General features: G+C 62.2%; 27 protein-coding genes, 1 tRNA gene and 1 riboswitch. Of the genes, 8 read left to right on the forward strand and 20 right to left on the reverse strand.

What is annotated here, in order from left to right; all coding sequences use genetic code 11:
- Window positions 1–15: 15 nt before the first annotated feature.
- A riboswitch (glycine riboswitch) is annotated at window positions 16–145 on the reverse strand.
- Window positions 146–365: 220 nt separating this feature from the next.
- The 10 genes from ACKAMS_RS23715 to ACKAMS_RS23760 all read right to left on the reverse strand — a co-directional run bounded on the left by ACKAMS_RS23715 (window position 366) and on the right by ACKAMS_RS23760 (window position 7,048).
- Entirely contained in the window at window positions 366–920 is a 555-nt protein-coding gene (locus ACKAMS_RS23715) for a MerR family transcriptional regulator (protein ID WP_021344354.1), read from the reverse strand.
- Window positions 921–1,255: 335 nt separating this feature from the next.
- Window positions 1,256–1,729 carry a bifunctional nuclease family protein gene (locus ACKAMS_RS23720; RefSeq protein ID WP_003946194.1) on the reverse strand — a complete coding sequence of 158 codons (474 nt, stop codon included), beginning with the start codon at window positions 1,727–1,729 and terminating at the stop codon, window positions 1,256–1,258.
- A gap of 93 nt (window positions 1,730–1,822) precedes the next feature.
- Complete coding sequence (locus ACKAMS_RS23725) at window positions 1,823–2,560, reverse strand: MerR family transcriptional regulator (RefSeq protein ID WP_003946161.1); 738 nt, start codon at window positions 2,558–2,560, stop codon at window positions 1,823–1,825.
- Window positions 2,560–3,054 carry a glycogen accumulation regulator GarA gene (gene garA / locus ACKAMS_RS23730; protein ID WP_003946166.1) on the reverse strand — a complete coding sequence of 165 codons (495 nt, stop codon included), beginning with the start codon at window positions 3,052–3,054 and terminating at the stop codon, window positions 2,560–2,562. The genes ACKAMS_RS23725 and garA overlap by 1 nt, the downstream gene beginning before the upstream one ends.
- A 211-nt stretch (window positions 3,055–3,265) precedes the next feature.
- Window positions 3,266–3,670: a glycine cleavage system protein GcvH gene (gene gcvH, locus ACKAMS_RS23735; protein ID WP_019748557.1), complete on the reverse strand. Its 405-nt coding sequence runs from the start codon at window positions 3,668–3,670 to the stop codon at window positions 3,266–3,268.
- A gap of 44 nt (window positions 3,671–3,714) precedes the next feature.
- The gene (locus ACKAMS_RS23740; RefSeq protein ID WP_021344355.1) at window positions 3,715–4,494 is read right to left on the reverse strand and encodes a DUF881 domain-containing protein; all 780 of its coding nucleotides are present in this window, start codon (window positions 4,492–4,494) and stop codon (window positions 3,715–3,717) included.
- Window positions 4,495–4,497: 3 nt separating this feature from the next.
- Window positions 4,498–4,848 carry a small basic family protein gene (locus ACKAMS_RS23745; RefSeq protein ID WP_003946178.1) on the reverse strand — a complete coding sequence of 117 codons (351 nt, stop codon included), beginning with the start codon at window positions 4,846–4,848 and terminating at the stop codon, window positions 4,498–4,500.
- Window positions 4,849–4,861: 13 nt separating this feature from the next.
- A complete protein-coding gene (locus ACKAMS_RS23750; protein WP_029255416.1) occupies window positions 4,862–5,728 on the reverse strand; it encodes a DUF881 domain-containing protein in 867 nt (288 codons plus the stop codon).
- Window positions 5,725–6,324 (reverse strand): CDP-alcohol phosphatidyltransferase family protein, encoded by a 600-nt coding sequence (locus tag ACKAMS_RS23755; protein WP_020907837.1) that lies wholly within the window; start codon window positions 6,322–6,324, stop codon window positions 5,725–5,727. Before ACKAMS_RS23755 ends, ACKAMS_RS23750 begins: the two co-directional genes overlap by 4 nt.
- A gap of 109 nt (window positions 6,325–6,433) precedes the next feature.
- Entirely contained in the window at window positions 6,434–7,048 is a 615-nt protein-coding gene (locus ACKAMS_RS23760; protein ID WP_019748561.1) for a CoA pyrophosphatase, read from the reverse strand.
- Between the two features lie 139 nt (window positions 7,049–7,187).
- Between ACKAMS_RS23760 and ACKAMS_RS23765 the strand changes: the two genes are divergently transcribed.
- Both ACKAMS_RS23765 and ACKAMS_RS23770 read left to right on the forward strand, forming a co-directional pair.
- Entirely contained in the window at window positions 7,188–9,323 is a 2,136-nt protein-coding gene (locus ACKAMS_RS23765) for a bifunctional lysylphosphatidylglycerol flippase/synthetase MprF (RefSeq protein WP_408989619.1), read from the forward strand.
- Window positions 9,324–9,327: 4 nt separating this feature from the next.
- Window positions 9,328–11,595 (forward strand): DUF2254 family protein, encoded by a 2,268-nt coding sequence (locus ACKAMS_RS23770; RefSeq protein ID WP_046378597.1) that lies wholly within the window; start codon window positions 9,328–9,330, stop codon window positions 11,593–11,595.
- Here the strand turns inward: ACKAMS_RS23770 and ACKAMS_RS23775 are convergent.
- From ACKAMS_RS23775 to ACKAMS_RS23795, 5 genes are all read right to left on the reverse strand, one after another.
- Window positions 11,557–12,846 carry an esterase family protein gene (locus tag ACKAMS_RS23775; RefSeq protein WP_007731985.1) on the reverse strand — a complete coding sequence of 430 codons (1,290 nt, stop codon included), beginning with the start codon at window positions 12,844–12,846 and terminating at the stop codon, window positions 11,557–11,559. The genes ACKAMS_RS23770 and ACKAMS_RS23775 overlap by 39 nt on opposite strands.
- 65 nt (window positions 12,847–12,911) lie before the next feature.
- Complete coding sequence (gene pepN, locus ACKAMS_RS23780; protein WP_408989620.1) at window positions 12,912–15,395, reverse strand: aminopeptidase N; 2,484 nt, start codon at window positions 15,393–15,395, stop codon at window positions 12,912–12,914.
- Between the two features lie 48 nt (window positions 15,396–15,443).
- Complete coding sequence (gene thiD, locus ACKAMS_RS23785; RefSeq protein WP_003946192.1) at window positions 15,444–16,244, reverse strand: bifunctional hydroxymethylpyrimidine kinase/phosphomethylpyrimidine kinase; 801 nt, start codon at window positions 16,242–16,244, stop codon at window positions 15,444–15,446.
- 93 nt (window positions 16,245–16,337) lie between these two features.
- On the reverse strand, window positions 16,338–16,952 hold the full coding sequence (locus tag ACKAMS_RS23790) for a class F sortase (RefSeq protein ID WP_257207324.1): 615 nt from the start codon (window positions 16,950–16,952) through the stop codon (window positions 16,338–16,340).
- Window positions 16,949–17,680 carry a hypothetical protein gene (locus ACKAMS_RS23795; RefSeq protein ID WP_408989621.1) on the reverse strand — a complete coding sequence of 244 codons (732 nt, stop codon included), beginning with the start codon at window positions 17,678–17,680 and terminating at the stop codon, window positions 16,949–16,951. The genes ACKAMS_RS23790 and ACKAMS_RS23795 overlap by 4 nt, the downstream gene beginning before the upstream one ends.
- Before the next feature lie 337 nt (window positions 17,681–18,017).
- On the opposite strand from ACKAMS_RS23795, the gene ACKAMS_RS23800 reads away from it, so the two are divergent.
- The 4 genes from ACKAMS_RS23800 to ACKAMS_RS23815 all read left to right on the forward strand — a co-directional run bounded on the left by ACKAMS_RS23800 (window position 18,018) and on the right by ACKAMS_RS23815 (window position 20,423).
- Entirely contained in the window at window positions 18,018–18,461 is a 444-nt protein-coding gene (locus tag ACKAMS_RS23800) for a hypothetical protein (protein ID WP_408989622.1), read from the forward strand.
- A 21-nt stretch (window positions 18,462–18,482) separates the two neighbouring features.
- A complete protein-coding gene (locus ACKAMS_RS23805) occupies window positions 18,483–19,304 on the forward strand; it encodes a class II glutamine amidotransferase (protein ID WP_408989623.1) in 822 nt (273 codons plus the stop codon).
- Window positions 19,305–19,365: 61 nt separating this feature from the next.
- Window positions 19,366–20,046 carry a hypothetical protein gene (locus tag ACKAMS_RS23810; protein ID WP_041686197.1) on the forward strand — a complete coding sequence of 227 codons (681 nt, stop codon included), beginning with the start codon at window positions 19,366–19,368 and terminating at the stop codon, window positions 20,044–20,046.
- Window positions 20,047–20,081: 35 nt separating this feature from the next.
- On the forward strand, window positions 20,082–20,423 hold the full coding sequence (locus ACKAMS_RS23815; protein ID WP_042951966.1) for a hypothetical protein: 342 nt from the start codon (window positions 20,082–20,084) through the stop codon (window positions 20,421–20,423).
- Here the strand turns inward: ACKAMS_RS23815 and ACKAMS_RS23820 are convergent, their stop codons facing one another.
- Entirely contained in the window at window positions 20,424–20,879 is a 456-nt protein-coding gene (locus tag ACKAMS_RS23820) for a hypothetical protein (protein WP_042951968.1), read from the reverse strand.
- A 466-nt stretch (window positions 20,880–21,345) separates the two neighbouring features.
- Here ACKAMS_RS23820 and ACKAMS_RS23825 point away from each other — a divergent pair, with 466 nt between their 5' ends.
- Both ACKAMS_RS23825 and ACKAMS_RS23830 read left to right on the forward strand, forming a co-directional pair.
- Window positions 21,346–21,771, forward strand: a complete 426-nt coding sequence (locus tag ACKAMS_RS23825) for a hypothetical protein (RefSeq protein ID WP_020969706.1) — start codon at window positions 21,346–21,348, stop codon at window positions 21,769–21,771.
- 219 nt (window positions 21,772–21,990) lie between these two features.
- Window positions 21,991–22,152, forward strand: coding sequence for a hypothetical protein (locus tag ACKAMS_RS23830; protein ID WP_200865134.1), 162 nt, complete (start codon window positions 21,991–21,993; stop codon window positions 22,150–22,152).
- A gap of 61 nt (window positions 22,153–22,213) precedes the next feature.
- On the opposite strand, the gene ACKAMS_RS23835 is transcribed toward ACKAMS_RS23830, so the two are convergent.
- The 4 genes from ACKAMS_RS23835 to ACKAMS_RS23850 all read right to left on the reverse strand — a co-directional run bounded on the left by ACKAMS_RS23835 (window position 22,214) and on the right by ACKAMS_RS23850 (window position 25,927).
- Window positions 22,214–22,287, reverse strand: a tRNA-Pro gene (locus ACKAMS_RS23835).
- Window positions 22,288–22,389: 102 nt separating this feature from the next.
- A complete protein-coding gene (gene der / locus ACKAMS_RS23840) occupies window positions 22,390–23,817 on the reverse strand; it encodes a ribosome biogenesis GTPase Der (protein WP_019748583.1) in 1,428 nt (475 codons plus the stop codon).
- Complete coding sequence (gene cmk / locus ACKAMS_RS23845) at window positions 23,814–24,494, reverse strand: (d)CMP kinase (protein WP_029255443.1); 681 nt, start codon at window positions 24,492–24,494, stop codon at window positions 23,814–23,816. Before cmk ends, der begins: the two co-directional genes overlap by 4 nt.
- 11 nt (window positions 24,495–24,505) lie before the next feature.
- A complete protein-coding gene (locus ACKAMS_RS23850; protein ID WP_086935693.1) occupies window positions 24,506–25,927 on the reverse strand; it encodes a pseudouridine synthase in 1,422 nt (473 codons plus the stop codon).
- Between the last annotated feature and the right edge of the window lies 1 nt (window position 25,928).

Genomic DNA, 25,928 nt, shown 5'->3' on the forward strand with positions numbered 1-25,928 from the left:
CGAACTGCGGTGCGTTCCTCCCCCTCTGTCGCATGCTCGATTCCCGAGCGCCTGAGAGATTCGGTAGTGATCCGCCGATAGACGGAAGCCACAGCCTTTCCCCGTCGGCGGGTGGGTTGTCCCACCGCTTTCCAGAGGCGTCGGAGCCCGTACGGTCCTTGGTGCCTGAGAGATTGACGGGGAGGTATTGCTCCTTCGGCGCCCTGATCCCGCTCACGACTGGCCTTTGAGACAAAGACTGAAACAAAGACAAGTTCGGTGAATCGGTATCCGAGGCTCTCCCGTACGCCGGCGACGCAGGCCCAGTCTAGTTGACCGAAACGCCTACCTGCACCGTGGCATCCTCCAAAGAGATGTGACGTGCGTTATCCGGTTTTGCGGCTGGCGCGATTCTTGCGTCGCGAAGCCAACTCGTCTTCCGGGTTGGGATCGCTTTCGCCGCCGTCAGCCCGCTCGGCTGGGAAGTCGGCGATCGTTCCGGTGAGTTCACGCATCGCTCCACTGACGGCGATGCCGAATACGCCCTGACCACCCTGGAGGAGGTCGACGACCTCTTCGGGAGACGTGCATTCGTACACGGTGGTGCCGTCGGAGAACAGGGTGATGTTGGCAAGATCGCGGACGCCGCGCTTACGGAGGTGATCGACGGCAACGCGAATGTTCTGCAGTGAGATGCCGGTGTCGAGCAGACGCTTCACGATCTTCAGAACGAGGATGTCCTTGAAGGAGTACAGACGTTGGCTACCGGATCCGGCAGCGCCGCGGATTGACGGAACAACCAACGACGTCCGTGCCCAGTAGTCGAGTTGGCGGTACGTGATCCCGGCGATCTGGCACGCACTGGGTACTCGATATCCGACGAGGTCGTCGGGGATGGAATCGTCCGGGAACAGGCCTGGCTGCAGCTCTTCGGAAGACATTTCTGCAGTCGGCTCGGCACTATCGGCTATGCCCGTTCCGCGCTCATTCGACTGTTCTTCCACTGCCGTCTCCCTCTCGCTTCGCCATCATGTAACCAACCTGTGCTATCAGCAGTCACGAGAATCCCGTGCCGACCGAACTTTCAGATGTGAATCCAAGGCAGGTAATTCCATGAGTGGACTTACCCAGAGTACGCCTCGATCGACAAGGCGAGAAGATCTCCACCGCACGCAACGGTAAGACCACGAGGGTGCTCGGTCAACGCAACACGCCGACCGAGACTCAACCTCTACTTGAGAGTTGAAGACTAAAGCCTGATTACGGACAAACAGGACTAACCGTCAGTGGCTTTGAAGTCGTCCGGCGAGATGGTGTCAAGGAATTCCTTGAACTTCTCGACCTCGTCTTCACGCTCGTCGGGAATGACCAGACCGGCCTCGGCGAGAACAGCCTCCGACGCGAAGATCGGAACGCCGATGCGCAGGGCCAATGCAATCGAGTCCGACGGACGTGCCGAGACGGTGGTCTGCTCGTCGAAGACGAGATCCGCGTAGAAGGTGCCCTCTTGCAGGTCCACGATCCGCACTTCCTTGAGGCTCCGACCGAATGATTCGATCAAGATCTTGATCAGGTCGTGAGTCAGCGGTCGCGCCGGCTCGACTCCCTGTTGTTCGAGAACAATCGCGGTAGCTTCGGTTTGCCCGATCCAGATCGGCAGGTACCGATCGCCGTCGGACTCTCGCAGCAACAGGACCGGCTGATTCTGAGGCTGCTCGACACGAACTCCGATCACACGCATTTCGCCCATCGAGCTTGCCTCCAACCTGACGTGATCCAGCCGACCGACTCCGATGCGGTCGTACTGAAATTCTATTCGAGTGTGCCCCGCTGATCGAGGAACTCAGCGATCGAGACTTCCCCGAACCGCCGACTTGACCAGACATGTGTGCAATGTCAGCGACAGCGCAGCCAGTTCCCGGACCATTTCCTCGGCACGATCACGTGCTCCGGCGTCACGACCCTTGGCAACCGGTCCGGCGATCTGGGTCACGAGTCCCGCTTCACGATCAGCAGCCAACTTGAACGCCCGCAGATGACGAACCTCCAAGCCGTACTCGGACATCGCCTTCGCGGTGCGCGCCAGCGTCACGGCGTCCTCGTCGAAGAAGCCCGCTGCGCCGGGAACGACCAAACCGGTACGGATCAGATCGGTCAGAAACCGATCGTCGATGTCGGCGCGAGCGAGAAGGTCCTGACGACCGACTCGAACTTCGCGATCGACCCGGAAAGCCTCGGGTGAGACATCGCCCGTAGCGATCGACAGGACGCGAGCACGACGAGGCGCAGGAACTTCTGCACTCACCGTCGCTGCGCCGCTGTCGATCGCTTCGAGTTGTTCTTTGATCACTTTGAGCGGCAGGTACTGATCACGTTGAGCGGTCAGCACGAAGCGAAGACGCTCGCAGTCCTCGACAGAGAATCTGCGGTATCCCGACGGTGTCCGTTGTGGGCTGATCAAACCCTCGGACTCGAGGAAACGGATCTTCGAAATCGTCACGTCGGGAAAATCTGGACGCAACCGATCCAGCACGGAACCAATCGACATTCCGGGCTGGCTCTGCTGCCGCACTGCCGTCATTAGCTACCCGCACCTGCTGACGACTCGCCGACCTGCGAACCGCCGGCACGAGGGCCGGTGAGGAACACCAGACGGAACTTGCCGATCTGAACCTCGTCACCGTTCGCGAGAACTGCCGAATCGACAGGCTCACGGTTGACGTAGGTGCCGTTGAGGCTTCCGACGTCGACGACGTGGAAATCTGCATCTTCCTGACGGAACTCGGCGTGACGACGGCTGACGGTCACGTCGTCGAGGAAGATGTCGCTGTCCGGGTGCCGACCTGCCGACGTCGTCGGCTGATCGAGCAAAAAGCGGGATCCTGCATTCGGTCCCCGCTTGACCACCAGAAGGGCGGCTCCGGCGGGAAGGCCTTCCACGCCCGAAACCGGCTGCTCGGCGGCCGGTGCTGCAGAGGAGGTGTTGTCGAGCTCATTGAGGAAGTCCGCACGGAAAACCGAAGTGGTCTCCGCCGGCGACTCCCCATAGCCCGCGTCGTTACCGTTCTCGCTCACTGTTTCTCCTCCTGGGTCAATCATCCAGATCATGAATCACTGGACTACGCAGTGCACTTTCTTCACGAGCATCTTTCACAGTCACGTTCGATACGGCCCTGCGCCCCGACTCGGCACATGCGTACCTAACGACCGTACCCTGCGCAGACCGCCGCGTGCAGCGAGACAGGCCGCGACACAACACGAGTTGGCCGGTCCACGCGCAGGTTTTCTACTCGGACGTGAGTCCCTTGTATGCCTCCGCGTCCAGCGTTGCCGCGAGTGCGGCGTCGAGTGTGGCCTCGTCGGCGACCTCGAGCTCGACCAACCAACCCGTGTTGTACGGATCGGTGTTGACGAGGTCAGGCTGTCCGTCCAATTCACCGTTGGCTGCAAGAACTTTCGCAGTGAACGGAGCAAAGATGTCGGAGACGCTCTTGGTCGACTCGACCTCACCGAGCGATTCACCGGCGGTCACGTCTTCGTCGACAGCAGGAAGCTGGACGAACACGACGTCACCGAGCTGCGACTGAGCAAAGTCGGTGATACCGACTCGAACTGAGGTCGGGCCGGTCCGCTTCACCCACTCGTGCTCCGCGGTGTAGCGCAGATCGGTAGGTGTATCGAGCTCACTCACAGTGGCTTCCTTTCACAGGCCGTCCGAAAGTCGGACGCAAAAGATCAATTTCCGGGTTGAGCGTATTGGCGCGGATTCAATTGTCGCAAGACGGAGATCGTGACCTGCTGCGATTGGTCGACTGAGGAAGTTCCGCCGTTGCGTGCGACGTTGTCGAAAACGCCTCCGGGAATGTTCAACGCTGCTGCCAACGTCGGTGGATCCCCGATCGCGGTCACAGTGTACGGCTGCTCGATCCGGGTTCCGTCCAATTCGATCTCGCCGCCGCGCCCGCTCACCCACGAGTTCACGCCGATACGAATGGGTTCGCCGTTCGCACCTGCGATCGAGATGGCTTCGGCCCCGGCAGCGCGTAGTTCCTGGATGAGATCGAGAATCACTTCGGAGCCGACGCCCCCTGCTGGATCCGTCAGGGTCATCGTCACACCTGGTCCGGTAGCAGGAGCGGTCCCCACCTGAATGGAGAGCGAGGTCAGCCGCGCCCGCGCCTCGTCGAGCGCTGCTCCGGTGTTGCCGCCGGCTTCCAAAGTGGCAAGCGATTCCTGAAGATTCGCGACTTCCTGCCTCAGCGCGGCTTCACGCCGATTCAAGTTGTCGAGAACCACCAGGAGGTCGGCAGGGCGCGCAGCGTCGAGTGAATCTCCGGCCACGGTGCTGCGTACCTGTGTGGCAATCGCGACACCGAGCACACCCAGAAGCACGGCGGCGAGGATCGCGAACACCACGTTCGTGCGATGTTTCGACGGCGAACGCAACTCGTGACGACCTTCACCCGTAGTCGTCACCGGTGGTTCTTCGGGGTCAGTCGTGGCGTGGTCGGACATGGCTCACGCTCCGAACAGTCGTCGTCGCAATGCCGCTGCGTTGCCGAAGATCCGGATACCCAACACGACGACGATTGCCGTCGAGAGTTGAGTACCCACACCCAACTGATCGCCGAGCCAGACGATCAACGACGCGACGAGCACGTTGAAGACGAAGGAGACCACGAACACCTTTGCGTCGAAGATCTCGTCCAGATACGCGCGTAGTCCGCCGAAGACGGCGTCGAGTGCCGCAACGACAGCGATCGGAAGATAGGGCTGGATGACGTCGGGGACCTGCGGGCTGAAAACGACGCCCAAGACGATGCCGACGACCAGTGCTGCGAGTCCGTACAGGGCGGAACCGGCCTTCATCGAACTCCTTCTGTCACTTGGGTTCTGTGGGTTCTGTTGCCACCCGGACCGCACGAGGCGTCGCGGGCGGCAGTGTCAACGAGTCGTCCTCGGCCACTGCGAAACCGACTCCGTACAGTTGCGAGACGCTCGACATTCTCACGTAGGCGTCGCTCACGACGAACTCTCGCTGCAGCGCGCGCGTGTCGCCGATCGCCTCGACGCGGTACGGCGAGAAGACAGGTTGGTTGTCGACGAGCATCGCGCCGCCGGCCTGACGGATGGTCACCGTCGGCCCGATTCGCACGCCGCCGACGGCGATTGCCTCCGCGCCGCCAGCCCACAGGGCGTTGACGACGGTCTGCAGATCGCGATCGAGGACAACTGTCTTACCGCCGACGCTGCGCTGGGACGCATCCGAGAGGTTCGGGCGCCCGGCCGGGTCCGTCAACGTCACCACCAGCCCCTCCCCGTGAACAGCTTCGGCTCCTGCGCCGGATTCGACCGCTCGCAATTGATCGAGGACCGCGCTGCCTCTGGCATCGCCTTCGAGCGCCAAGCCACGGGCGGCGTCGACGTCGCCGCCGAGTGAATCGCGGGACGCGGCCAGCGAATCGATTCGATCCTCCGCGTCACGGACCTTGGCGACCAACTCGCTTCGAACCTCCTCGGTGCCGGTCACCTGCTTGGTGGCCTGAACTGCAGAGACCGCGACAATGAACCCGATCAACAGTGCACCGAGGGCCAGCCACGGCCCCGTCTTCGAGGATCTGTTCGTCGTGTGCTCGTGTTGGCGTTCGAATGCCGTCGCTTCGTAGCCCGGATCGAGATGTTCGGTCATGAGCGACCGAAGCAGCGACGGTACCGGGTTACGACGGACGTCCTCCCCGGTCGACTTCATCGGCGCACGACCTCGTGCGTTCGCGCAACGTCAACGGCTTTGAGCACGTAGATCGCGGCAGTCCACACGTACAGGACGGTTCCCCAGATCAGGAAAGCGAAACCGAAGGCATGGGTGAACGGTCCGATGGCCCAGTCTCCATGCCCGGCAAGAATCAACGGCAGAGCGAACATCAGCAGGAAGGTCGCAGCCTTGCCGAGGTAGATGACCTCGGGCGGCGGCAGTCCACGCCGGCGGTAGATCGGCAACGTCAACGCGAGTAGAAGATCACGGCCGATCAAAATCGCCGCGACCCACCAGGGAATGAAATCGCGGGCAACGAAGGTGACCAGTGTCGTCACGACGTACAGGCGATCGACCAACGGGTCGAGAAGCGCTCCCAGACGCGAGGTCTGCCCGAGCACCCTGGCCAACTTGCCGTCGAGCCAGTCGGTGAACCCGCTGAGCATCAGCAGCGCCAATGCCCAGCCGTCCGAGTGCGTGACGAGCAGCAGGTAGGCGAACAGCGGCAGAGCGAGTAGACGCACGATACTGAGCACGTTGGGAACAGTGAGAATCCGATCCGTGGGGACCAGTTCTTGTTCGCCAGAGTTCACTGCACACACCTCGCGTCTTTCGATTGCCGTGCGGCCAGCTTTCCACAGCACGACGGACTATTCGCCGAGGCGCCGTAGCCCGAACTGTCCCGAGCGTGTCGAGCCGACCTTATCGCCAGGCGAACACCGGCTGCTCGAGGTTGTCGATGCGCGTGTTCCGTCCGTTCAGCACTTCGCGGAACTGATAGATGACGGCTCCGGTCGGCGCATGGATCAGGCTCGTTCGGAAAGGCCATTGGATCACCGGGTTCGGTGATTCCTCGATGGTGACGAATCGCGAGTCCACGTCGAGTTCCTCCGACGTCACGGCATACACCTGGGCCACCTCGTCGGGATTGGGTACCAGTCCCCCGATGTCCTCACCGGACCAGACGACGAACGGTCGGATCACAAATCCCGAACGGGTGACGTAGTCGTCGAGCCGGCCGATGATGTTCGACTCAGGGACGTCGACGCCCAACTCTTCGGACAGCTCCCGAACCGCTGCTTGTTCGGAAGACTCACCCGGGTCGACGCTTCCGCCTGGCAACGCGAACTGACCGGGGTGAGCGCGCATCTTGCTCGGCCGCTTCGTCACCGGGAACACGGGTGTTCCGTCCGCACTCCGCATGACGACGATGACCACCGACGCCGAGCGCCTTCCGTCCAATTCGACCGACCGAGGTTCGAAAGCGGCAAGTGAGGCGACCAGGTGGTCCCGATTCAGTAAATCTCCGTTCACCATGACTCGACAGTAGCGCCACGAGACTGAGACCCCCAGTCAGTCTGGTCCATTTTGACCGCTTCGCCTGATTATCGGTCTGTATTCCTGTCATGCTGAACAGGCAGAATCCACCGTGCGGTATGGCGAGAAGAGAACCTCGATGGCTGAGCAGTCCCAGACCCCCACCCCGCAGACCGACCAGAGCGCGCCGGGCGCGCCGAACCGGGCCTCTCGCTTTGCCTCCGACGCGCTGAGCGTCCTGCGGCGCGTGCCGTTCACCTCGATCGTCGTGCTCACCATCACCATCGTCGGGATCGCGACCGGCGCCTTGTGGAATCACGTCCGTACCTACTCGTGGTTCGACGACATCGCCTACGGAGTCCCTGCCTTGCAGGAAGGTAAGTGGTGGACCCTCGTCACGGGTTGGTTCTTCGGCTTGACGCCGGGTCAGTATGTTTCGATCATCGTCGTTTTTGCCTTCGCGGTCGGCTGGTGCGAGTGGCGCCTGGGAACCAAGAACGCGGCCATCGTCACGATCAGCGGTCAGTTGGCGGGCGAACTGGGTGCATCGCTCCTCCTCTGGGCGGGCAGCCACACCGATTGGGATTGGGCTCGCAACCTCGCCACCCACCGCGACGTCGGTGTCACCACCGCCATCATCGCCGCACTCGCCGCGACCACCGCAACTCTGCGCTCGCCCTGGCGAATGCGAGTGCGCGCCATCCTGTGCGCGTACATCGCGATCGCCTTTCTCTTCGAAGGTCGCCTCGCCGACGTACAGCACCTCATCGCGGTTGCGATCTTCCTTCCGGTCGGCGAAAAGTTCTTCGGCGACGGAGAGCGCGGGTTCATCCCCCGAACGCGACGCGAGATCCGTCTGCTCGGATTCATCGGCCTGCTCCTGATCGGAGTGGTCGAGATCGCCGTGTGGTTGTTCCCCGGCAGTGGACCCTTCGGGCCGACGGAAGCCGAAACCGGTTCGGGCTGGACCGCATTGGTCGACGTGATCATCGTTGCACTGATCGCGGATCAGTTGCGACGAGGTCGCCGCTGGGCCTGGTGGGTTGCCGTGGTGTTCGGCTCTCTGACGGTCTTGGCCACCGCCCTCGTCCTCGGTTCGGTCATCTTCTTCGACTACGAAAGCGCCGGAGCCGTCACGGTCGGTACCGCGCTGCTCTGGCTTCTCGAACTCATCTTGCTGATCAAGGGCCGTCACGCTTTTCACGTGCCGATGCGGCGCAAGATTCGAGGCGGACCGCTGTCCGGGAACGATCCTCGCGCCACTGCTCGGGAACTGCTCAAACAGCACGGCGGCGGAACCATGTCGTGGATGACGACGTGGGACGGCAACAGCTACTACTTCGGTGAGTCGGGAGAGAGCGTCGTTGCATTCCAACGGCATGTCGGTGTCGTCGTGGTGCTGGCCGATCCGATAGCGAGCCCCGAGCGACTTGCCGCGGCGGTCGACGAGTTCACGACGATGTCCGAAGCCAACGGCCTCACTCCCTGCTTGTTCTCCGTAGGAAAGGAAACAGCCGATGCCGCCACACGGCGGGGGTGGCGCACCGTTCAGGTCGCCGAGGACACGATCGTCGACCTGCCGGAATTGCAGTTCACCGGAAAGTCCTGGCAGGACATCCGTTCGGCGCTCAACAAGGCCAAGAAGGACGACATCACCTTCCGGATGACAACACTGGCAGACGAGCCGTTTTCCGTCTTGGCTCAAGTGCGCGCTATATCCGAGGAATGGGTGGGCGACAAGGGACTCCCCGAGATGGGGTTCACCCTCGGCAGCGTCGAGGAGGCGCTCGATCGCGACGTCCGGGTCGGTTTGGCCGTCGACCCGACGGGAAGTATTCACGGCGTCACCTCGTGGTTGCCGGTGTACGGCGAAGGCGGCGTGGTCCGGGGTTGGACGCTCGACGTCATGCGTCGACGCCCGGACGGCTTCCGGCCGGTGGTCGAGTTCCTCATCGCATCGTCGGCCCTCGAATTCAAAGAACAAGGTGCCCAATTCGTCTCACTGTCCGGCGCGCCGCTGGCCCGCAGCGACGACGGCGCCGACGCCGCATCGATGGACCGCCTGCTCGACATGCTCGGAGCCGCGATGGAACCGCTCTACGGCTTCCGGTCTCTTCACGCATTCAAGAAGAAGTTCAAGCCGAGATACGAACCCGTTTTCCTGTGTTTCCGCGACGAGGCCGACCTGCCTCGAATCGGAATCGCGCTCACGCGTGCTTACCTTCCGGACGCGACAGCTCCTCAGCTGATCAAGCTCGCCACCAGCAAGAGCTGACGCCGTGCGGTCCTGGTTCGAGCACACGGTCGTCGACACCGGCAGACTCCCACTGTTCTTCCTTCTGCTCGCCTTTGTCCTGACGTTCCTGTTCATTCGGTTCAGCGTTCGAATGATCCGAGCTGAGGTCTCGTGGTGGCCAGGCAATGTCACGCCCGGTGGAATGCACATCCACCACATGGTTTTCGGTTTGATGATGATGCTCGTGTCCGGCTTTGCCTTCATCGCTCTGGCCGACTATCACACCCCGATCGCCAACTGTGTTCTTGCGTCGGTGTTCGGTATCGGCAGCGCGCTGGTCCTCGACGAGTACGCACTCGTGCTACATCTGCGCGACGTCTACTGGGCCGAAGAGGGTCGCTCGTCCATCGACGCGGTGTTCGTTGCCATCGCGATCTCGTTCCTTTTCCTTCTCGGAGTCCACCCGATCGGGTTCGCGGGAGAGTTCGACCCGTATGAGCAGGACCGTAGCCTGGCGACGTTGATCGGCGTTGTCGTCGCGATCGTGATCCAACTCGGACTCGCCGTGATCACGTTGATGAAGGGCAAACTCTGGACCGGCTTGATCGGACTGTTCTTCACCCCGCTTCTGTTGGTCGGAGCAATTCGGTTGAGTCGCCCGGGTGCGCCGTGGGCGCGTTCGCGTTACCGCGACAAGCCCGCGAAGATGAGCCGGGCAGTCGCCCGTGAGCAGCGGTATCGCGAGCCGATGATCCACGCGAAGATCTACGTTCAGGAAACGGTGTCAGGAAGTTTCGGTTCCACTCCTCCGACCCCACCACCACTCCCAGTCGTCGACACCACGACGCCTACGACGAAAGTCGGACTATCACGGCGGCTTTCGGACAGAATTCGCTGGCGCCGAACTCGCCGACGATTACGAACAGTCCCGGTCTGGCGCCTCCCCGTGATCCTCGTCGTGCTGTCCGTCGTCACCGCGAACATCCTCGTCGGGATCGACGGAGACCTGGTGAGCGACGGCGACGTCGGTACCATTTCCGAGGGCGTGGACGCCGGTGCCACCGCAACGCTGCTCAGCGTCATCGCCGGCGGGATGATCACTCTCACCGGTCTGGTGTTCACCGCCATCACCCTCGCAATGCAGTTCGGCGCATCGCAGATTTCGGTGCGGGTGGTCCCGATGCTTGCGCAACAGCGAGTGATGCGGTGGTCGATCGGCATGTTTCTGGCCACGTTCGTCTTCTCCTTGATCATTGCGCTCGATCTGGCGCTCGATTCGGAGAATTCCTCACCGACCATCTCCACGGCGATCGCACTGCTTCTGGCATTGGCCAGTGCGATCCTGTTCATCGCGTTGGTGGCGAAGGTCGGGTCGATCCTCAATTCCAGTCGGTTGCTGCGTTGGATAGCGGCCCAGGGTCGCAGCGCGACGATTCGTGCCTATCCGCTGTACGAGGACTTACCTTCCGGCGCACCGAAACCCAGTCAGCCGCTCCCACTCCCCCAACCGCGCGAGTCCGAAACCTCCGAGAGCGCCGACGCACTGGTGATTCGCCTGCGCCACCTCTCACCCGACGGCCGGATTCTGCTGGCGATCGATCTCGCACGACTGCAGCGGTTGGCGAGCCGCTGGGACGTCTCGGTCGAGGTCGTCCCCAGCATCGGCGAGTTCGTCGCCCAGAACGCGCCCCTCTTCGAGGTACGCGGACCGTCGCTGAAGGTACGTCCTGACACCTTGATGTCGTGCTTGATCTTCGGTGACACGCACAGCCCGGTCGTCAGCCCCGGTGCAGCGCTTCAGTCGATCGTGGACATCGCGCTCAAGGCACTGTCACCCGCCATCAACGACCCGGGCCGAGCCGTGCAGGCTCTCGACCACATCGAAGATCTTCTGGTACTTCTCGCCCCGCGGGTCCGCTTCGACACGTCAACCTCGGATCTCACGCTGATCCGAGGGCAGCAACGCACCTGGACCGATTACGTGTCCGTCGCCACCGACGAGATCCGGCACTTCAGTACCAATTCCGCGCAGGTCCAGCGCCGTCTACGCGCGGTATTCGCGACCTTGCTCGAAGCCTGCCCGCCGGACCAGCACCCTCCGCTACTCGAGCGCGTCGACGCACTCGATGCGCAATTGACCCGAGAATGGACCGGCGCACTCGACCTTCGGCTCGCGAGTGTGGCGGATCCGCAGGGATTGGGCTCCGAAGCCGGGGCGACCGGAAGAATTCACCCGCTGATCATCGGGTCTTCGGAACTTCCAGACGATCGTTCATCCGGGCAGACCGAGTCGCGTTCCCAGCCAACCTAATTGACTCGCCAATCCAGCCGACCACACCTGGAAGCTGTGTCCACCGTCGACCTCGGCGTACTGGACGTCCATTCCTGCGGCTTTTGCGGCTTCGTAGAGCGTTTGAAGACCTGGGCGGTAGTCGTTGTCCTGCTTGCCGACCACGAACACTCCGGCGCTGTCGGGGAACTTCTTCTCCCGGAGCAGATCCTGCGGATTCACTGCCACGAACGCGGCTTCGTTACCGCCGAACGCTGCATCGACGGTCTGCTTCCGATCACCGAGGGTGGGTTCGATCTGACCGGACAGATCCAGGAACGTCGGATATACCGCGGGGAAGTTCGTTGCCATCTGGAACGCGCAGGTACCGCCGTACGAAAGTCCCCCGATCGCCCACTTCCTCGGGTCGGGATCCACCTGGAGGTTCCCGCGCACCCAGTCTGGAACATCGCGCGAAAGGTACGTTGCGACGTTCCCGAGTTGGGAATCGACACAGAGCGGATTCGCCAGTTCCGACCCGGTCCCGTCAGCAACGACGACAACGGGAGCCAAGCCCGAATGCGCAGCGGCGTAGGCGTCCATGGTCTGGACGAGACGTCCGCCCTGTAACCAGTCCTCGGGCGCGCCTGGTTGGCCGGCAAGCAGTACCAACACCGGCAACTCCGGTCGTGGGTTGGTGAAATACGCGGGCGGTAGGTAGATCTCGGCGTCGCGGGCGCTGAATCCGGAGACCGTCCCCGCAATCGTGACCGTGCTGACCTTGCCGGCCGACGGCATGTCCGCTGGAGCCTTCCATTGCGAAACCGGTACCGCCCCGTCCTTGCCGTCGTCCAGGTCGGCGAGTGAAACCTTCTCCGCGTCCGAGAGTCCCAGCGCTGTTCCCAACGTCGGATACGACTGGAACTGCAGATTCACGTGAGCCGCGCTCGACACGACCACCAGGAGCACGGACACCACGGTGAGCACGCGGCCGTCGATCCGCGTCGCCGCAAAGACCCGCGAAACACCCAGCAGCACGCCGAGAATGCCCAACCCGATCCACACGTAGACCGGACGGGCAATCGGATCGGGGAACGGGTGCCACACCTTCTCGATCAGCCAGTACAGCACGAGAGTGATCGCAATTGCCGCGACGATGCAGACCGGAATCGAGATCAGCACGTGACGCCTCGATCTCGAGAAGATCAGCCACAGAAGTGCCAGAATTCCGAGCACCGTCACCACGGGCGGAACCGGGCCCGTGACCAGCGAAAGATCCGTGATCGTGTGCACGTCGTCTCCCGTCGCAGCCCTGTTTAGACAATATCCAAGAACAGGACATTTCGGAGCTGATGGCGTCAGATCACTGCGTTCGAGGCCTGAGCACGTAGGTCTCGGGCCAGGTGATCCCGACGCTCGAGAACAAGCCTCCGCAGCGACGCGGGCGCCTCAGCATTGGCCTGGATCCAGGAATCGACAGCAGAGGTGTCTTCAGCTGCCGGGAAGAGCCCGTTCACCAATCGTCGCGCGATCTCGATGCTGCGTTCGGACCACCACTTCCCCAGGGACGAGAAGTACTCGACCGCATATCCCTCGATCAACGACGGGTCTGTGCCCGAACGGAATCCGGCGATCGTCGCATCCAGGCGGTCGTTCGAGAGTGAGGCATCGGTGGTCGCCGACGCCCAGGCAGCCGCCTTGGTCTCGGCATCGGGAATCGACGCCGCGGCGCGGACGTACGCCGTTCGACCCGCTGACGTGCTGTCCTTGCTCAGCTCACTGTCAAAGTCGCTTACACTCGCATGCCCGGTCGCGGACAGGGCGATCCACAATGCCCACCGCAGATCAGGATCGAGAGCCAGTCCGACCGGTCCCGGGCACGTGCCGTCGAGTATCGACCGCAACTCGCCGGCGCGAGCATCGTTGACCGCTGCGGCGGCCGACAGAGCCCGTGCCCATGCCAGCTGTCTTCCGGACTCCGGTTCGGCTTCGAACAACGCCTTCCAGGTCGTTTCCAACCAGCCCGCACTGACATTGGGCCGCAAGCTTTTCGGAACGTAGTGAAGAACCGCGTATTGGGCATCGGTCAGGATCGCGCTGAGAATCGCAAGATCTGTCTCTGCGGGAGCGAATCGTTCCACCATGTCGAGGTATCGGAACACCGAGAGCTGCGCATCGCGCACCGAGTTCCACAGCGACGACCAGATCACACCGCGCGCAAGCGGATCGCTCACGCGGTCCAGGGACGCCTCGACCGTGGACAGAGATTCCGCGTCCAATCGCACCTTCGCGTAGGTGAGGTCTTCGTCGTTGAGCAGTGTGAGCGCTCCGGGCGGAAGGTCGACCGACGTGCGGGATTCGGTGATGTCGAGTTCGACGCGTTCGGTGCGAACAAGATCTCCGGACTCGTTGTAGTCGTAGATTCCGACTGCGAGCCGATGCGGCCTCGGGTCCGTCTGGACCAGGTCTGTTCCGTCGAGCGACAGCGTGGACACTCCGGTGGTCTGCAACCAGATTCGGGCCCATTCGCGCACATCACGTCCGGAAGTCTCCGCGAGCACGTCGAGCAGATCAACCAGCGTGGTGTTCCCGAAGGCGTGGGCCTTGAAGTACCGTCGTGCCGCTTCGAAGAACGCGTCACGGCCGACGAAAGCCACGAGTTGCTTGAGGACACTGGCGCCCTTGGCGTAGGTGATTCCGTCGAAGTTCAGCTTTGCAGCTTCGAGATCGACGATGTCGGCGACGATGGGATGCGTGGTCGGCAGCTGATCTTGGAGGTACGCCCACGCCTTTCGCTTGATGGCAAATGCTACCCAGGCATCGGTGAAGCGAGTAGCTTCGGCGCTGACCAGCGATCCCATGAAGTCGGCGAAGGATTCCTTGAGCCACAAGTCATCCCACCAGACCATGGTCACGAGATCGCCGAACCACATGTGCGCCATTTCGTGCAGGATCGTGTTGGCGCGACGCTGATGCTGCTCGTCGGTTGCGGTGCCGCGGAACACATACGCCTCGGTGAAGGTCACCAGTCCCGGGTTCTCCATGGCGCCGAGGTTGTACTCGGGGACGAAGATCTGGTCGTACTTGCCGAACGGATACGGAAAGTCGAAGTGCTGGGCGTAGAAGTCCAGCCCCTGACGGGTGATGCCGAAAACGTTGTCTGCATCGAGGTGTGGAGCCAACGACGCCCGGCACAAAGCGCCCAACTCGACAGTGAGTTCGCCGCGACTCCACGACGAGGCCACGCGGTGATACGGCCCGGCCGCGATCGCGGTGATGTAAGTCGAGATCGGCAGCGTCGGTGCGAAAGTGACGCGTTGCGCACCGTCGACGGAGAGAGTCCGTGTCGCGGGCTGATTCGACAGGACTTCCCAGCCGTCAGGTGCTGTCACCTCGAATGTGAAGGGCGCCTTGAGGTCCGGTTGCTCGAAGCAGGCGAAAACACGCCTGGCATCGGCGGGCTCGTATTGCGTGTACAGATACGTCTGATCATCAGCGTCGTCGACAAATCGGTGCAGCCCTTCGCCGGAAAGGCTGTAGTGGCCGTGTGCTGCCACCCGAACGACGTTCGATCCGCCGAGTCCGCGCACCACAATCCGGGACCCGTCGTACTCCACCGGAATGGACGCACCGTCGACCTCTACGGAATCGACTGCAGCACCGATGAAGTCGAGCCACGTGGACTCCGCCGACGACTTCAGATCAATTGTCGTGACGGTCGAAAAGGTCTTCGCGGCAGAGTCCGCCGCCGATCGCAGATCCAACTCCACCCGGTACCCGGTGACGTCGATGGTTCGAGATCGTTCGGCGACTTCGCTTCGATTCAGGTTCGCAGTACTCACGCACTCGATCCTGCCAGGCCGCACGCGGCGATGTGAGCCGCAGTGTGCCTATCCCTTGAAAGCGCCCTGCCAGACGGTGTCGAACGGCGTGTGTGCCGAGACGCGGCCTTCGATGCCCGCCGTGACGAACTTCTTGGCCAGAGCGACGGCTTCTCCCACGTCGGCGCCCTTTGCCAGTTCGGCGGTCACCGCGGCGGCCAGCGTGCAACCGGCACCCGAGACGCGCTCTTCGCCGACCTTGGGGGCGGAGAGAACCGTCACGTCGGTGCCGTCGAACAACACGTCGACGGCGTCGCCACCGGCGAGTTCGACACCACCCTTTGCGAGCACGTACTTGGGTCCGAGGTCGTGGATACGACGTGCGGCCTCGATGAGGTCGTCCACGCTTTCGATACTGTCCATTCCGGCGAGGGTGCGTGCCTCGAACAGGTTGGGTGTGACGACGGTGGCGAGCGGGAGGATCGAATCACGAAGTGCTGTATCGGTATCGAGAGCCGCGCCGGGCTCCTGGCCCTTGCAGATCAGGACCGGGTCGAGGACGACGTGGCGCCAGGACTGCCGACGCAGACCCTCTGCCACAACCTCGATCGTGGCGGGAGTGCCCAACATGCCGATCTTGACGACGTCCAGATCGTGAGCCGCAGTGGCAGCCTCGATCTGATCAGCGATCACGTCAGGAGCGATCGGCACGAAGCGATGACCCCAGTTGTTCTTGGGATCGAACGAGACGATGCATGTGGTGGTCGCTACGCCGTAGACGTCCAATGCCTGGAACGTCTTCAGGTCGACCTGCAGGCCGGCACCGCCAGTCGCTTCGGACCCAGCGATGACATAGGCGAGGTCAACCACAGCACAATCTCCTTCTTCGGACTTTCGAAACGTGCGTGGATGGCCACGAACGCGGGGCCCAGTTTATCAACCGTTCCGACGTCTGGTTTTCGGCTATGCGGGCACCGGAGTTCCCCACGCGACGTCGTTGTCCTCGTAACCGAAGGGTGGACCGACGAACTCGCCGCCGCAGGTGATCAGCGCGAGGGTTTCCGGTCCGTCGAGGCTGTTCAATCGCTCGACCGGCAGCTCGCCGTCCTTGCCGTAGTGATCGACCGCATCGATACGGTAGTTCCAGGTCTGTCCCCCGGCGCCCGCCACGGTCACGATCGAGCCGATTTCCAGTGTCGAGAACTTCTTTCCGAAACCGTCACCCTGATAGATGTCGTTGATGTGTCCGGTGATCACCACGGTGCCCGCGCCCGAACCCGGGAATGCCGAATCTGCCCACCATCCGATCTCACTGACATCCTCGGGCGGAATGAGCGAGCCGTCTGTCGTCGTCTTGATCGACAGAACGTCAGCGGTGCTGTCGACTATGCGAAGCGTGGTCGGGACATCCGGACCGTCGACCACAGCGCGAATCTCTGGCGGCAAATCTTGTTGGCCGGTCGCGAGGACGCGGGTCGGCGAGTCACCGTCGTCGGAACATCCGCCGATCAAGAGCATTGTCGCCACTACTGCAGCGGCCCATGTTCGACGGACCGTGGATCCAGGTGCCGCTGTCACGGGCGAGAAGTCGGGCCGGACGGAATCTGGGAAATTGGTACTCGGTTTCCTACGTCACGACCAGGAAGTGCGTCACCGGAATCCCCACCGTTCCCACCGGAACCGTCACCACCGACGTTCCCGCCACCGCTTCCATTCCCGCCGCCGCCGGAGCCCGGGCCGGGGCCGGGGCATTCACCTCCCGGATCGGTGGTGTCGCCTGCCAAGACAATCTTGACTGCCGAGAGGTTGACCGTCTGGTTCTGTGCCACTTGTCCAGGAGTTGTGACGTCGAATGCGAGCTTGGCACGAACCGGAATGACCGAGCCGTCGTCGGCATCGGTGACCGTCGATCCTGAGCGACCGAGATCTTGGGTCAACGTCATTCTGGAGATCAAATCCTGATCTCCGGTCAAGCCGGCGCCGTCGATCCGAAGGGTCCCTCGGACGGGACTTCCGTGGGCTCTGATCGTCACCGATGCGCGAAACTCGAGGATGTCTCCCGGCACTGTCCGCCAAGCCTCGATCGAGTTGATCTTCGTTCCCGGTGAACCAGTCGAGATGTCGTACCAACCGTCTATCACTGCCGGATCGAGTGACATCGAATTGTCGTTGATCTCGGGAGTGCACGCGTGAGTGAGTGCGACCGGTGCTGCCGACCCCACCGCGGGAAGTGCCGTCGATACAACAGCTGCCAAGACGAAGGCCGTCGCGGAGATGCCCGCGGAACGCCTGCCGAAGATCGTCATTCTCTCGCTACTCTTTTCCGCGGACCGTAGCTTCCGGTCAATTCAGTCAAAATACCAGTACAGCTGGACAAATAGGTCAAATTCCGTGCCGAATTCTTCTTGTTTTCTGTGAACTTCGGTTACGAGCAATTCCTCCGCACACGCATTCCGGCAAGGGGTACATCGCATCAACAGGGGCCAGAAGTTACATTTCGTCCGCACATCGGAGCAGAACGCACTGATTTCTCACCGAACCGGACCGGCATTTCCGTTTCACGGCAGTCGGCCGGTGGAACAACGATCGGTACAACGTGCCGGGCACGTGTCCGGTCACCCCACCGAATCAAGGGAAACCGCCATGTCGGATACAACGTCAGTCAAGCAGGGTTTCGCGGTAGGAACATCGATCGGGGCAGCAGTCATCCTGGTGACGGTCGGTATCGTGCAGTTCTTCCAAGGAATCGCTGCCGTCGCCGAAAACGAAGTGTTCGTAGTCGGGATCGACTACGTCTATCAATTCGACCTGACGACGTGGGGTTGGATCCATCTCGTGCTGGGCGCGCTCGTCGCTCTCGTCGGTCTCGCACTGTTCACCGGAACGGCGTGGGCACGGGTATCGGCAGTCGTGATCTGTGCGATCTCGATCATCGCGAACTTCTTGTGGCTGCCGTATTACCCCTGGTGGTCGACTCTCATCATCGCGCTGAACATCGTCGTGATCTGGGCTGTGTCGACATGGAAGCCCACCCAGACGACGCACGCCGCTGCGCATGCACCGACAACGCCGACTCAATCTGTTTGAGTTGAAAGCATGTGTAGGTGGATGGCGTATTCGGGAGAGCCGATACTCGCCCATGACTTGCTGTTCAGGCCACAGCACTCGCTGATCGACCAGAGCCTGCATTCTCAACTCGGGGCAACGACGACGAATGGTGACGGCTTCGGAATCGGTTGGTACGGGGAGGGGTCCCAACCAGCAGTGTTCAAGAGCATCGAACCCGCGTGGAACGACTCGAACCTGCGCGAGGTCACCTCTCAACTGCGCACCCCGCTCATGTTCGCCCACGTGCGCGCTTCGACGGGCACTGCGGTGCAGCGCAGCAACTGCCACCCATTTCGGCACGGCAATTGGTTGTGGATGCACAACGGTTCACTACGCGGATTCCACGACATGAAAAGGGAATTGGTGACTGCCATTGATCCGTCGCTCTTTCCGGACCTCGAAGGGTCGACGGACTCGGAAACCTTGTTCTTCCTCGCGCAGACGTTCGGTCTGGCCGACGATCCGTTCGAAGGTGTCGCGAGGGCCGTCGGATTTGTCGAGCACACGGCTCGCTCGCAGGGTATCGACGATCCGGTCCAGATGACCGTTGCTACGTCGGATGGCGTCTCCACCTGGATCTTTCGCTATTCGAGCGAGAACCGGTCGAGGTCACTGTTCTTCTCCACCGAGATCTCTACGTTACGCAAGCTCCATCCTGAGGTGGATGCCCTGCACCATCTGAGTGAGGAGACCCGAATCGTCGTATCCGAGCCTCTGCGCGACCTTCCCGGAGCATGGAACGAGGTGCCCGAATCCGCCGCAGGCGTAATACGCCCCGGACGGGACGAGATGCGGACCTTTGTGCCGATCCCACCCCGATAGGTAAAGCATGACGCAGACCTGTTGCGCCGAATTCTCCCGCGGGATGGGCCAAGATGGCTTGATGTGGAAACAGGCACTCGGGTTTGCTTTGTTCGGTGCGACCGTTGCCATCGTCACGGCGGCGCTGACACAAGGATCGTCACAGGCGTCGGCCACGATCACCCTCTTTTCGGGTGGCACGACAATCTCGGGCTTCGCGGGTGAATCGCAATGGGCCTGGCCCATCGAGGCTGCGGTGATCGGCGCCGTTCTGGGCGCGCTGACCGGGCTCGTACTCCACCTCGCGGGTGTGCGAATCTCCGGAGGTCAGGACAATCGAATGCTTCGAACTGTGGTGGCAGGCCTCGTGGGAGTCACGCTTGGGTTGACGCCCCTGTTGGTCTTGATCAGCATGGCATTCACCAGGTCGGTTGACATCGGATGGTCCCCGCTCCTGGTTTATGCCGTCAGCGGTTTCCTGGCCTACGGTCTGGCGGTCGCCGCCGTGTTCGGAGTTCTTCGCGCTGCCGGGGATCGACTTACTACGCGCACGGCGCAGGCGGTGGCGGCGATGCTTCCGGTCGGGGCGTTGGCGGCGACGACTGTAGGTGTCGGTACTGCGTGGAGGCTGGGCTTTTCCACCGCCGCTCCCACCTGGATCGCGGTCGTACTGCTGGTGGTTCTCGTATTGGCCATGACGTTCGTTGCGGCCCGGGCGTGGGCTCTACGGATTCAGCCTCGTGACTTACCAGAAGTCGCATAGGCAGTGGGACGATTGATTCGGACGGGTGCGTTGAGATGAGGGGCGAACGAATCTTCGCGGGACTCGTCGTCGGCCTCCTACTGGGGCTGTTCGGCTACCTGCCATTGGTACTCCTGTGGCAACACTTCGCGGATGTCCCGCAGCCGCAGCTGTATCCGAACCGTTCGTTCACGTCGTTCGGGCCCAACCCACCACCGCTCACCTACTGGATAAGTTGGGCGGCGCCTGCCGCCGTGTTCGTCTTGCTCGGACTTATGACTATTCCCAGTCGCACCGGCCGGCAATTCGCGATGCCATTGGTGTTTGCGTTCCTTCCGGTCGCTGCAATGGTGGCGTGGTTCTGGATCTCGATGGAACTGTTCTTCAGCCCCACCTGATCATTCACTCGACCGCGCATCGCGAACTCCACCGCGCGCACGCGCAATGGCGCCCTTGTTGCGCAATGCGATCCCCTGATGCACTGCGGCAAGTACCAATGCCAGCACTGCCGCAGGGAGGCTCCCCACCATCGAGAGCAGAGAAGGCATATCCGAGCTGAAAGCGGTAAAGAAACCCACTACTGCAGCGCAGAGCATTGTCGCCGAGACGATCCAGGAAACTAATGGTCGCGGAATCACGGCTGGAATGACGCACAGAGCCACCGGCAACGCCAGCACCAAGAAGAGCTCCCGCCCGAAATAGTCGTGAATCGAGCGGTAACAATCGGCAGAACTGAGCGGGCCGAGGCCTATTTCACAATCGGTGATCTCGTACAGCGGCCACTGTGCCGTCGCGGATCCTAGAATCCCGGTGGCAACCGCCAATACAACCCACGCGATCCGAATCCCCGTCATACGAAGAGATCATGCCAGTAGGGAAAATTGTGCGCCGGCGCAGAAAGCGGTTGCAACCCAAAATGCACGAAGGAGCGATAACGTCGACGGTAATCGAAGAAGGGACCAACGACGTTGATCGCATTGGGCGCACTGATTCTTGCTACTGCTGCCCATGTCTACGGCGCTCGCCTCGCAGCTCACGGAAACTACGGGTGGAGAATACCTCTCGCGGTGGGACCGTCCTCATCGCGAGCGGCACAGCGGGTTCGGCGTGCGCAACTCGCAGGTTGGGTTTTGAGCCTGATCGGGACATTCCCCGTCGTTGACAACTATTGGGAGACAGCACCTCTTTTGAGTGCGGGTATCGCAGTCGCTGTACTCGGAATAGTTAACGGCCTGCCGAGTTTGACTGTCACCCTGATGCACAATCGACGGCCGCAACAGGCTTGAAGTTTTCGAACATGTTTTATGGAAGGGTGCTTGCATGGCAACACAACCGCATGGCCAGTCCATAACCCCGGCGTGGAAAGTATTCACGGCCATCGGTTTTGCAGGCGTTGTGGGCGCTGCCGTGACGTACTTCCGAGACGGGTCCACTTTGGCGATCATTGGCGGGATGGTCATCCTCGCGATTGGCCTGCCGCTTACTGTCTGGTCCTTCCTGCGAATGCTGCGTGAGAATCGAGGACATCGCCTTCATTGGTGGAGAACACCGCCGGTCAATCCGAGGAATGTCGACCTGTCTCGTGCTGTCGGCATTCCGACTACAATTTTCGGTGCATTGATCATTTGGCTGAATACAGCAGGTTCGGCGCCGTGGTGGTTGGCAGCAATCTTTACCGCCATTCTGATCGCGCTCTTCGGAGCAACCGTTGCCGTCCACAATATTCGCCTCAGTCAGCGAAACTGAGCTAGCCTTCCGCGCATGCCGGTTTCTGCGGATGCTCGCGAGCGCCTTCGGTCTTACCTGGATCCAGAGAACGAGATCCGGTACGTATTTCCAGCAGACGTTCTGATGAGCGCGAAACCGAGTGTGTTTGTCGTGGTGAGCCGAAAGGCGATCACCGTGTTGTCGACGAGCTTTCGGTCCAGAAAAGTGCCGAGGTCGATCCTCACCCAGTTTCCGAGAATGACCGTTCTCAGCCCGGTCGATACTGCATCCACACCGCACTTCACTGCGGCGGGCATTACGTACGAGATCGACGAAGAATATGTTGCAGTCGTGAATGCTGCCGACGCGGAGCTCACGTCACCGCAGGACTTCCCACGAGATCCGTTGCCGAACCTGTGAGGCACATACAAAAAAGGCAGTTTCTCATTTCTGAGAAACTGCCTTTTTGATCTATCTTCGGTCGGGCTGACAGGATTTGAACCTGCGACCACTTGACCCCCAGTCAAGTGCGCTACCAAGCTGCGCCACAGCCCGTCCCACGCCCTTGTTTCGGGCGCTTGGAAAGATTACATCAGGGACGGGCCGAAGTACCAATCGGCTGGTCAGAGCCGTTTCAGTACCGAATTGGACGCAGAATCAGCGGCCCTTACGGTCGCGCTTCTCGCGCACTCGGACGGATACGCGGATCGGGCTGCCGTCGAAGTTGAACTCTTCACGCAGACGCCGCTCGATGAAGCGGCGGTAGCCGGCCTCGAGGAAGCCCGTGGTGAAGAGAACGAATGTCGGCGGGCGTGTGCTTGCCTGAGTCGCGAACATGATGCGAGGCAGGCGACCACCACGCATTGGCGGCGGTGTTGCTGCCACAACTTCCTTGAGCCAGGTGTTCAGGCGACCCGTGGGGATTCGCTTGTCCCAGGACTCCAGAGCCGTGTCGAGCGCAGGCACGAGCTTCGCCACGGCGCGACCGGTGTGGGCGGAGATGTTGACTCGCTGAGCCCACGGAACGCGGACCAGATCGCGGTCCACTTCCTTGTCCAGCATGAGTCGACGGTCCTCGTCCACGAGGTCCCACTTGTTGAATGCGATCACCAATGCACGACCCGTGTCGGCCACCATGCTCAGAACACGGAGGTCCTGCTCGGTGATCGGCTCGTGTGCGTCGATGAGCAGGATCGCGACCTCAGCGGCCTCGATCGCACTCTTCGTACGCAGCGACGCATAGAACTCCGCACCGCTGGCATGGCTGACGCGCTTGCGCAGACCAGCTGTGTCGACGAAACGCCAAGGGCGCCCGCCGAGTTCGACGATGGAGTCGACCGGGTCGACGGTGGTGCCGGCAACATTGTGCACGACGGACCGCTCGTCACCGGACAGCTTGTTGAGCAAGCTGGACTTTCCGACGTTCGGCTTTCCGACCAGCGCAACACGACGCGGACCGCCGCCGGGGATACCTTCACGCGGGGTTTCCGGAAGCTTCTCCAGAACCTCGTCGAGCAGGTCGCCGGTGCCGCGCCCGTGCGTCGCACTCACGGAGTACGGCTGACCAAGACCCAAGGACCACAGCGCTGCAACCTCGGACTCGGTGCGTCCGTCGTCCACCTTGTTGGCAACGAGGATGACCGGAGTCTTCGAGCGGCGAAGCACTCGAGCGACAGCTTCGTCCGTCGTCGTAGCGCCGACAACGGCGTCGACCACCAGGAGAATGGCGTCAGCCGTTCCCATGGCCAATTCGGCCTGACGGGCAACGGCCTGCTGAAGACCCTTTGCGTCGGGTTCCCATCCGCCGGTGTCCTGGACGAGGAAGCGTCGTCCGGCCCAGTTCGCCTCGTACGAGACGCGGTCACGGGTAACGCCGGGGATGTCCTCGACTACCGCTTCACGACGGCCGATGATGCGGTTGACGAGCGTCGACTTGCCGACGTTCGGTCGACCGACAACAGCCAAGGTCGGGACGGCAATGTGCGCTTCGCCTTCGCCGTCCGCTTCGAGATCGGCGTAATCCCACTCCGATTCCTCGGACCAAGTTCCGTCACCGGCATATTCGGTTACCAGATCGTCGCTCACTGCACTGCTCCAGTTCTGTCGCTGACCACCAACAGCAACTTGGCGATCACATCTTCAATTCCCAATTCGCTCGTATCCACCAGGATGGAATCCTCGGCAGGGCGCAACGGCGACACTGCCCGAGTCGAATCGAGATGGTCACGGCGCTGCACATCAGCCAGCACCGCTTCGTAATTGTCTTCACGGCCTTGGCCGACGTTCTGCGTATTGCGCCGTGCCGCACGGGTTTCCGCCGATGCGGTCAAGAAGATCTTGACGTCTGCATCGGGGAGTACGACGGTTCCGATGTCGCGACCTTCCACGACGATCCGCTCCGCACCGGCCGCCAACTCACGCTGAGTGGCGACCAGCAGGTCGCGAACCTCGGGCACAGCCGAGACCGCGGAGACAGCCTTGGTGACCGCGTCGCCGCGGATCTCCTCACTGACGTCCGCGCCGTCGAGATGCACCTGCTCACTGCTTGGATCGGTACCGATGGACCACGGCAATGCCGCAACGGCAGCGGTGATCGCGGCGGAATCAGCCAGATCGATTCCCTGACGAAGCACGTGCAGGGTCGCGATCCGGTAGATGGCTCCAGTGTCGAGGTAGCGAGCACCCAAACGCTGCGCCAACGCGCGAGAGACGCTGGACTTGCCGGTTCCGGACGGTCCGTCCATAGCGACTACCAGCGGCATGGACGAATCGGTCACAGGCCGACCGCCTCGTACAGTCCACCGACCTCGCTACGTCCGAGGACGCGCTGCGTTCCCGGACGCTGATCGCCGAGAGCGACAACTCCGACGTTGGTGCGAACCAGACGGACAACGGGGTGACCGACGGCATCGAGGAGGCGACGCACGATGTGCTTACGGCCCTCGTGCAGTACGAGCTTGACGAGCGTCTTGCCCTCGTTGATCTCGAGCACGGTGAACGCGTCCACCTTGGCCGGACCGTCATCGAGAGTGACACCGTCACGCAGCTGCTTGCCGGTACTGCGCTCGACAACGCCGTGAACCGTGGCGAGGTACGTCTTCGGAACCTCGAACGACGGGTGCATCAGGCGGTGAGCCAAGTCGCCGTCGTTGGTGAAGAGAAGCAAGCCTTCAGTGTCGGCGTCGAGACGGCCGACGTGGAAGAGCCGCTGACCCGATTGAACGCGCTCGGAGACGATGTCACCGACGCACGGACGACCGAGATCGTCGGACATGGTGCACTGCCAGCCACGCGGCTTGTTCATCGCAAGGTAGACGAGGTCCTTCTGCACGACGACGCGGACGCCGTCGACACGAACCACTGCGTTCTCGGGGTCGACACGCAGACCCTGCTCGACCACAATGCGGCCGTCGACCTCGACGCGACCCTGGTCGATCAGCTCTTCAGCTGCACGGCGTGATGCGACGCCGGCCTGAGCCAGCACCTTCTGCAAGCGGACGCCGTCGCCCTTCGGCGGGCCGTCGTGCTTGGTGATCTCGGCATGCTGATGACGTGCCGGCTTGGCGTTGGAGACCAACGGGTTCTGAGAGACGACGCGCTGCGGCTTCTCGGTCTTCGGCTTGCCACGCTTGTTGGTCGCCGGCGGTGTGGGAGCTGCCGGGCGCTTGCGCGGAGGTCCGTCGAACTTGGATCCACGAGGTGCGTTCGACCATGCGCCGCCGCGAGGAGCGTCGGGGCGTGCGCCGCGCTGATCGTCACTACGACGGTCGGCGCCACCGCGCGGTGCGCGACGGGCGTCGACGTGGGGGGTACGGCGGTCATCGCTGCGGGGTCCGCGGCGGTCGTCAGTGCGCGGTCCGCGACGGTCGTCGTTGTAGCCACCACGACGGTCGTCCGTACGTGCGGGGCGACGGTCGTCACTGCGCGGAGGGCGACGGTCATCGCTGCGCGGAGGGCGACGGTCATCATTGAATCCACCGCGACGGTCGTCCGTGCGGGGACGGTCGGATCCGGCGTTGCGGTCGTATCCGGAGGTACTGCGGGAAGTGTTGCTGCGTCCACCACGGGGCGCTTCGCTACGTGCGCCGCGGGGGGCGTCGCTGCGACCACCACGGGGGACATCGCTGCGTGCGCCGCGGTTGTCGCGGGAGTTGTTACGGTCCGGTGTGCCATCTCGGCGAGCGGGATTGTTCACT

This window comes from Rhodococcus sp. 5A-K4 (assembly GCF_046097995.1).
GTDB classification, from domain to species: domain Bacteria; phylum Actinomycetota; class Actinomycetes; order Mycobacteriales; family Mycobacteriaceae; genus Rhodococcus_F; species Rhodococcus_F erythropolis.